Origin of the sequence: Streptococcus sp. k-628 (assembly GCF_013277475.1) — a bacterium.
Classification (GTDB): domain Bacteria; phylum Bacillota; class Bacilli; order Lactobacillales; family Streptococcaceae; genus Streptococcus.
Genome location: NZ_VMMZ01000014.1, coordinates 32,295 through 39,502 on the forward strand (window position 1 = coordinate 32,295; position 7,208 = coordinate 39,502).

General features: G+C 41.1%; 7 protein-coding genes. 6 read left to right on the top strand and 1 reads right to left on the bottom strand.

Features of this window, described 5'->3' with window-relative positions:
- Positions 1-134: 134 nt before the first annotated feature.
- Positions 135-1,430, top strand: coding sequence for an adenylosuccinate lyase (gene purB, locus HT730_RS02515; protein ID WP_173306712.1), 1,296 nt, complete (start codon positions 135-137; stop codon positions 1,428-1,430).
- A 256-nt stretch (positions 1,431-1,686) separates the two neighbouring features.
- On the opposite strand, the gene HT730_RS02520 is transcribed toward purB, so the two are convergent.
- Entirely contained in the window at positions 1,687-2,403 is a 717-nt protein-coding gene (locus tag HT730_RS02520) for a GntR family transcriptional regulator (RefSeq protein WP_049512623.1), read from the bottom strand.
- Positions 2,404-2,750: 347 nt separating this feature from the next.
- Here HT730_RS02520 and HT730_RS02525 point away from each other — a divergent pair, with 347 nt between their 5' ends.
- From HT730_RS02525 to HT730_RS02545, 5 genes are read left to right on the top strand one after another with little or no spacing between them, the layout of a single operon-like run.
- The gene (locus HT730_RS02525) at positions 2,751-4,538 is read left to right on the top strand and encodes a beta-galactosidase (protein WP_173306713.1); all 1,788 of its coding nucleotides are present in this window, start codon (positions 2,751-2,753) and stop codon (positions 4,536-4,538) included.
- A complete protein-coding gene (locus HT730_RS02530; RefSeq protein ID WP_000156967.1) occupies positions 4,535-5,011 on the top strand; it encodes a PTS system mannose/fructose/N-acetylgalactosamine-transporter subunit IIB in 477 nt (158 codons plus the stop codon). Before HT730_RS02525 ends, HT730_RS02530 begins: the two co-directional genes overlap by 4 nt.
- A gap of 26 nt (positions 5,012-5,037) precedes the next feature.
- Positions 5,038-5,943, top strand: coding sequence for a PTS mannose/fructose/sorbose/N-acetylgalactosamine transporter subunit IIC (locus HT730_RS02535; protein ID WP_173306714.1), 906 nt, complete (start codon positions 5,038-5,040; stop codon positions 5,941-5,943).
- Positions 5,930-6,745, top strand: a complete 816-nt coding sequence (locus HT730_RS02540) for a PTS system mannose/fructose/sorbose family transporter subunit IID (protein ID WP_000185297.1) — start codon at positions 5,930-5,932, stop codon at positions 6,743-6,745. The genes HT730_RS02535 and HT730_RS02540 overlap by 14 nt, the downstream gene beginning before the upstream one ends.
- Positions 6,746-6,751: 6 nt before the next feature.
- Entirely contained in the window at positions 6,752-7,156 is a 405-nt protein-coding gene (locus HT730_RS02545; protein ID WP_000167446.1) for a PTS sugar transporter subunit IIA, read from the top strand.
- Positions 7,157-7,208 lie beyond the last annotated feature (52 nt).

A 7,208-nucleotide genomic window follows, 5' to 3' on the forward strand; every position in this document is an offset into this window, starting at 1 on the left:
TGCATGATAGCTGATTAGAGTAATCAAAGGATTATTACTTCCTAATTTTATTTTCTACAAACCCTAATTTAGCATCTAATAATGCAAAGTTTCCTGAGCCTCATAGATAAAAAAGATTTTTAAGGAGAAACAACATGATCAACCGTTACTCTCGCCCTGAGATGGCGAACATTTGGAGTGAAGAAAATAAATACCGTGCTTGGCTTGAGGTGGAAATCTTGGCTGACGAGGCATGGGCTGAGTTGGGGGAAATCCCTAAGGAAGATGTGGCTTTGATCCGTGAAAAAGCGGACTTTGACATCGACCGTATTCTTGAAATCGAGCAGGAAACTCGTCACGATGTGGTGGCTTTCACGCGTGCGGTCTCTGAGACTCTTGGTGAAGAGCGCAAGTGGGTCCACTATGGTTTGACTTCTACCGATGTGGTAGATACGGCCTACGGTTACCTCTACAAGCAGGCCAACGACATCATCCGTCGTGACCTTGAAAACTTCACCAACATCATCGCTGATAAGGCTAAGGAGCACAAGTTTACCATCATGATGGGTCGTACCCACGGTGTGCATGCTGAGCCGACAACTTTTGGTCTTAAATTAGCGACTTGGTACAGCGAAATGAAGCGCAATATCGAGCGTTTCGAGCATGCGGCTGCTGGTGTGGAAGCTGGTAAGATTTCTGGTGCGGTTGGTAACTTTGCCAACATCCCACCATTTGTAGAGCAATACGTCTGCGACAAGCTTGGCATCCGTGCTCAGGAAATCTCTACACAGGTCCTTCCTCGTGACCTTCACGCTGAGTACTTTGCAGTTCTTGCCAGCATCGCGACTTCGATCGAACGTATGGCGACTGAGATTCGTGGTCTACAAAAATCTGAGCAACGCGAAGTAGAAGAGTTCTTTGCTAAGGGACAAAAAGGGTCTTCAGCAATGCCTCACAAACGCAACCCAATCGGTTCTGAAAACATGACAGGTCTGGCGCGTGTTATCCGTGGTCACATGATTACGGCTTATGAAAACGTCGCTCTCTGGCATGAACGTGACATTTCACACTCATCAGCTGAGCGAATCATCACCCCAGATACGACTATTTTGATTGACTACATGCTTAACCGTTTTGGAAATATTGTTAAGAATTTGACAGTCTTCCCAGAAAACATGATTCGCAACATGAACTCAACTTTCGGTCTTATCTTTAGCCAACGTGCTATGTTGACCTTAATTGAAAAAGGCATGACCCGTGAGCAAGCCTATGACCTGGTGCAACCAAAAACAGCCTATTCTTGGGACAATCAAGTGGACTTCAAACCACTTCTTGAAGCAGATTCAGAAGTAACATCACGCCTCACACAAGAAGAAATCGATGAGATTTTTAACCCTCTTTACTACACCAAACGAGTGGATGATATTTTTGAACGTCTTGGATTAGGATAATTAGAAAAAATCGAATTTCTATTACTCCATTTATAGGAGTAGCAGAACTTCGATTTTTCTTTTTTATTAAAGTGCTTTTGAAAAAAATAACCAATATTTTATAATATGTTGAATATAGAATATATACTGTGACTTCTAAAATATTACTAGAAATTGATTTGAATTTCCTAATCGATTTATCCATATTCTATTTCAATCTACTATGTCATATAATAATCATAGAAAAAGCCCAAGCGATTAGGCTCAGGCTTTCTTCTTAGTGATCACGGTCACATGAGATGAATTTAATCTTGTAATAATCAGATCGTTTGTAAGTTTCACTGTATCCTAAAACTTGACCAGTTGATTCGAGTTTGGTGATTTTAGTTTGTAGGACAGTAGGAAATTGTTCATCGACTCCGAGGACTGAAGCCGCATGTTCTGGAGTTGGAAAGACTATTTCATTGATTTCTTCAAAGTGTTCATCATTCATGTGAATGTGGTAGTCTAACTTGAAACGATTATAGATAGAACTATAGTATTCAAGGTTTGGATAATTTGCGTTGATATATTGTTCTGGGATGTAGGATGTATGGTAGATATAAACGACACCGTTTGATTCGCGGATACGTTCAATCTTGTAGTAGAATTGATCGCCGCGTAGACCCAATTTTTCCAAGTAAACGAGCTTGTTTCCGCGTTCAATTGAAAGAACAGTTACCTTATCATCTTTAGCATTAAAGAGTTCAATATCTGAAAACTCTACAAGCTTGTGTTTGCGTGCGCGTGAAACGAAGGTTCCTTTTCCTTGTTGGCGGACAATATAGCCATCTTTAGCAAGGTCGTTTAAGGCGCGGACAACTGTAATGGAGCTAACATCGTACATTGAAATGAGCTCTGCTTCAGTGTAAAATTTATCTCCACTGCTAAACTGCCCAGAGATGATTTTATTTTTTAATTCGTCTTTTATGTATTGATATTTGGGAATTGCCATATTTTTACCTCTATTTTCCTTCTCCACAGAAAATTTTACCATAAAAGCGAAAAAAATAGTAGTCTTTTGAATAAAAAATTAGAAAAATAGTTTGAAAAATTAAGCTACATAGGCATTGCACGTATTTTATAAATGTATTTTATACAAAATTATTTTAGGTTATCTATTCCGAATTGAAAGAGCGTTTGAAATGGGTCTGAAAATGTTTGAAACTAATTGAACGTGTGTATAATAGTAAAATTCTAGCAAATATTCCGACAATTTCTATTGACAATTCAAACAGATTGGTTTATAATTACTATAACAACAAATGAAAGCGTAAACTTTCGCGGTCAGAAGGTAGTTTTATGACACGATTTGAGATACGAGATGATTTCTATCTTGATGGAAAATCATTTAAGATTTTATCTGGCGCCATTCATTATTTTAGGGTTCCTCCAGAAGATTGGTATCATTCGCTCTATAACTTGAAGGCTCTTGGCTTTAATACGGTAGAGACTTATGTGGCTTGGAATTTACACGAGCCTCGTGAGGGCGAGTTTCACTTTGAAGGGGCTCTGGATTTAGAGCGATTTCTCCAGACGGCACAGGATTTAGGTCTCTACGCTATCGTTCGTCCGTCACCCTTCATCTGTGCGGAATGGGAATTCGGTGGTTTACCAGCTTGGCTCTTAACCAAAGATATGAGGATTCGTTCATCAGATCCAGCCTATATTGAGGCTGTCGGTCGCTACTATGACCAGCTCTTACCACGATTGGTTCCACATCTGTTGGACAATGGTGGCAATATCCTCATGATGCAGGTTGAAAATGAGTATGGTTCTTACGGAGAAGATAAGGATTATCTGAGAGCAATTCGACAGCTAATGGAAGAGCGTGGCGTAACCTGTCCCCTCTTTACGTCAGATGGTCCATGGAGAGCTACTCTAAAAGCTGGAACCTTAATCGAAGATGACCTCTTTGTAACAGGAAACTTTGGTTCTAAGGCACCTTACAACTTTTCACAGATGCAGGAATTCTTTGATGAGCATGGTAAGAAATGGCCGCTCATGTGTATGGAGTTCTGGGATGGCTGGTTCAATCGTTGGAAAGAACCGATTATCACACGGGATCCAAAAGAATTGGCAGATGCAGTTCGAGAGGTTTTGGAACAAGGCTCTATCAATCTCTACATGTTCCACGGTGGTACAAACTTTGGCTTCATGAATGGTTGTTCGGCTCGAGGAACTTTGGACTTGCCACAAGTTACATCATATGATTATGATGCCCTTCTGGATGAAGAAGGAAATCCGACTGCTAAATATCTGGCGGTCAAGAAGATGATGGCAACACATTTTCCAGAGTATCCGCAGTTGGAACCACTCTACAAAGAGAGTATGGAGTTGGATGCTATTCCACTAGTTGAAAAAGTTTCCTTGTTTGAAACCTTAGATAGCTTGTCAAGTCCGATAGAAAGTCTCTATCCTAAAAAGATGGAGGAGTTGGGACAAAGCTATGGCTACCTACTCTATCGAACAGAAACAAACTGGGATGCAGAAGAAGAAAGACTTCGTATCATTGATGGTCGAGATAGGGCTCAGCTTTATGTCGATGGTCAGTGGATTAAAACCCAATATCAGACAGAGATTGGGGAAGATATTTTTTATCAAGGCGAAAAGAAAGCGTTATCTAGGATTGACATATTGATAGAAAATATGGGGCGTGTCAACTATGGACATAAGTTCTTAGCAGATACGCAACGTAAGGGAATTCGGACAGGGGTTTGTAAGGATTTGCACTTCTTACTAAACTGGAAACACTATCCACTTCCACTAGATAATCCTGATAAAATTGATTTTTCAAAAGGATGGACTCAAGGACAACCAGCCTTTTACGCTTATGACTTTACAGTCCAAGAGCCCAAAGATACTTACCTAGACTTGTCTGAGTTTGGTAAGGGAGTTGCCTTTGTCAATGGGCAGAATCTAGGACGTTTTTGGAACGTCGGCCCTACTCTCTCGCTTTATATTCCTCATAGCTTCCTCAAGGAAGGTGCCAACCGCATCATTATCTTTGAAACAGAGGGCCAATATAAAGAAGGGATTCATTTAACTCGTAAACCTACACTAAAACACATAAAGGGGGAAAACTTATGACAATTGTAGGATGCCGTATCGATGGACGTTTGATCCACGGACAAGTAGCCAATCTTTGGGCTGGAAAACTAAATGTTTCACGCATTATGGTTGTAGACGACGAAGTTGTCAACAACGATATTGAAAAGAGTGGTTTGAAACTTGCGACACCACCAGGTGTGAAGCTCAGTATCTTGCCAGTTGAGAAAGCCGCAGCCAATATTCTTGCTGGTAAGTACGATAGCCAACGTCTCTTTATCGTGGCTCGTAAACCAGACCGCTTCCTTGGCTTGGTCGAAGCAGGTGTACCACTTGAAACCCTCAATGTTGGGAATATGTCTCAAACACCAGAAACTCGTTCTATTACACGTTCTATCAACGTAGTAGACAAGGATGTGGAAGATTTCCACAAACTGGCAGAAAAAGGTGTTAAACTTACTGCTCAAATGGTTCCAAATGATCCAATTTCAGACTTTTTGAGCTTATTAAAATAGGAAAAAATTTTTAGGAGGTCATTGTTATGATACAATGGTGGCAAATTTTACTTCTCACTTTGTACTCAGCTTATCAAATCTGTGATGAGTTGACGATCGTTTCATCTGCAGGTTCCCCTGTATTTGCTGGTTTCATTACTGGTTTAATCATGGGAGATGTGACTACTGGTTTGCTTATCGGTGGTAACTTGCAACTGTTCGTTCTTGGGGTTGGTACCTTCGGTGGTGCTTCTCGTATCGACGCAACTTCTGGTGCGGTTCTTGCGACAGCCTTCTCTGTTTCACAAGGAATTGATGCACCGCTTGCAATTACTACAATCGCTGTACCAGTAGCAGCTCTCTTGACTTACTTCGACGTTCTTGGACGTATGACTACTACCTTCTTCGCTCACCGTGTGGATGCTGCCATCGAACGCTTTGACTATAAAGGTATTGAACGCAACTACTTGCTTGGTGCGATTCCTTGGGCTCTATCTCGTGCCCTTCCAGTCTTCTTTGCGCTTGCTTTTGGTGGTGAATTTGTACAAGGCGTAGTAGACTTAGTGACAGAATACCAATGGATTGCAGATGGTTTGACACTCGCAGGACGTATGCTTCCAGGTCTTGGATTTGCAATCTTGCTTCGTTACCTTCCAGTTAAACGTAACCTTCACTATCTTGCTATGGGATTCGGTTTGACAGCTATGTTGACTGTTCTTTACTCATATGTAACAGGTCTTGGTGGCGCTGTTGCTGGTATCGTAGGTACTCTTCCTGCTGAAGTTGCTGAAAAAATTGGTTTCGTGAACAACTTCAAAGGATTGTCTATGATTGGTATCTCTATCGTAGGTATTTTCCTTGCAGTGCTTCACTTCAAAAATAGCCAAAAAGTAGCTGTAGCAGCACCTTCTACACCATCAGAAAGTGGGGAAATCGAAGATGACGAATTCTAATTACAAACTAACAAAAGAAGATTTTAATCAAATCAACAAACGTAGCTTGTTTACTTTCCAATTAGGTTGGAACTACGAACGTATGCAAGCTTCTGGTTACCTTTACATGATCTTGCCTCAATTGCGTAAAATGTATGGGGATGGAACTCCTGAATTGAAAGAAATGATGAAAGTTCATACTCAATTCTTCAATACTTCACCATTCTTCCATACCATTATCGCTGGTTTTGACCTTGCCATGGAAGAAAAAGATGGTGTAGGTTCAAAAGACGCCGTTAACGGTATTAAGACAGGTTTGATGGGACCATTCGCTCCTCTTGGAGATACAATCTTTGGTTCACTTGTACCTGCTATCATGGGGTCAGTCGCAGCAACTATGGCTATCGCTGGCCAACCTTGGGGTATCTTCCTTTGGATTGCAGTTGCAGTAGCGTATGACATCTTCCGTTGGAAACAGTTGGAATTTGCCTACAAAGAAGGGGTTAACCTTATCAACAACATGCAAAGTACCTTGACAGCTTTGATTGACGCTGCATCTGTACTTGGTGTCTTCATGATGGGTGCTCTTGTAGCAACAGTGATTAACTTTGAAATTTCTTACAAGTTGCCAATCGGTGAAAAGATGATTGATTTCCAAGACATCTTGAACCAAATCTTCCCACGTTTGCTTCCAGCAATCTTTACTGCCTTTATCTTCTGGTTGCTTGGTAAGAAAGGTATGAACTCTACTAAAGCTATCGGTATTATTATCGTACTTGCTTTGGCTCTTTCTGCCCTTGGTCACTTTGCATTTGGAATGTAATTCCTTATGACTAAATCATTAATTTTGGTGAGTCATGGTCGCTTCTGTGAAGAACTTAAAGGTAGCACAGAAATGATTATGGGCCCACAAGACAATATTTACACAGTAGCTCTTCTTCCAGAAGATGGCCCAGAAGACTTTACTGCAAAATTTGAAGCAGCTATTGAAGGATTGGATGATTTCCTAGTCTTTGCGGATCTTCTCGGCGGTACACCTTGTAACGTGGTCAGCCGTTTGATCATGGAAGGTCGTGACATCGAACTTTATGCAGGGATGAATCTTCCAATGGTGATTGAATTTATCAATGCGAGCCTTACAGGCGCAGATGCGGACTACAAGAGCCGTGCTGCAGAAAGCATTGTGAAAGTCAATGACCTGTTAGCTGGCTTCGATGATGACGAAGATGAATAATACTCTTCGAAAATCTCTTTAAACCATACTAGTGTCGCCTTGCCGTATAGAT

Bases quoted from the DNA above. Each gene is read 5' to 3' on its own strand.
- purB (WP_173306712.1), top strand. From the start codon at position 135: ATGATCAACCGTTACTCTCGCCCTGAGATGGCGAACATTTGGAGTGAA.
- HT730_RS02520 (WP_049512623.1), bottom strand. From the start codon at position 2,403: ATGGCAATTCCCAAATATCAATACATAAAAGACGAATTAAAAAATAAA.
- HT730_RS02525 (WP_173306713.1), top strand. From the start codon at position 2,751: ATGACACGATTTGAGATACGAGATGATTTCTATCTTGATGGAAAATCA.
- HT730_RS02530 (WP_000156967.1), top strand. From the start codon at position 4,535: ATGACAATTGTAGGATGCCGTATCGATGGACGTTTGATCCACGGACAA.
- HT730_RS02535 (WP_173306714.1), top strand. From the start codon at position 5,038: ATGATACAATGGTGGCAAATTTTACTTCTCACTTTGTACTCAGCTTAT.
- HT730_RS02540 (WP_000185297.1), top strand. From the start codon at position 5,930: ATGACGAATTCTAATTACAAACTAACAAAAGAAGATTTTAATCAAATC.
- HT730_RS02545 (WP_000167446.1), top strand. From the start codon at position 6,752: ATGACTAAATCATTAATTTTGGTGAGTCATGGTCGCTTCTGTGAAGAA.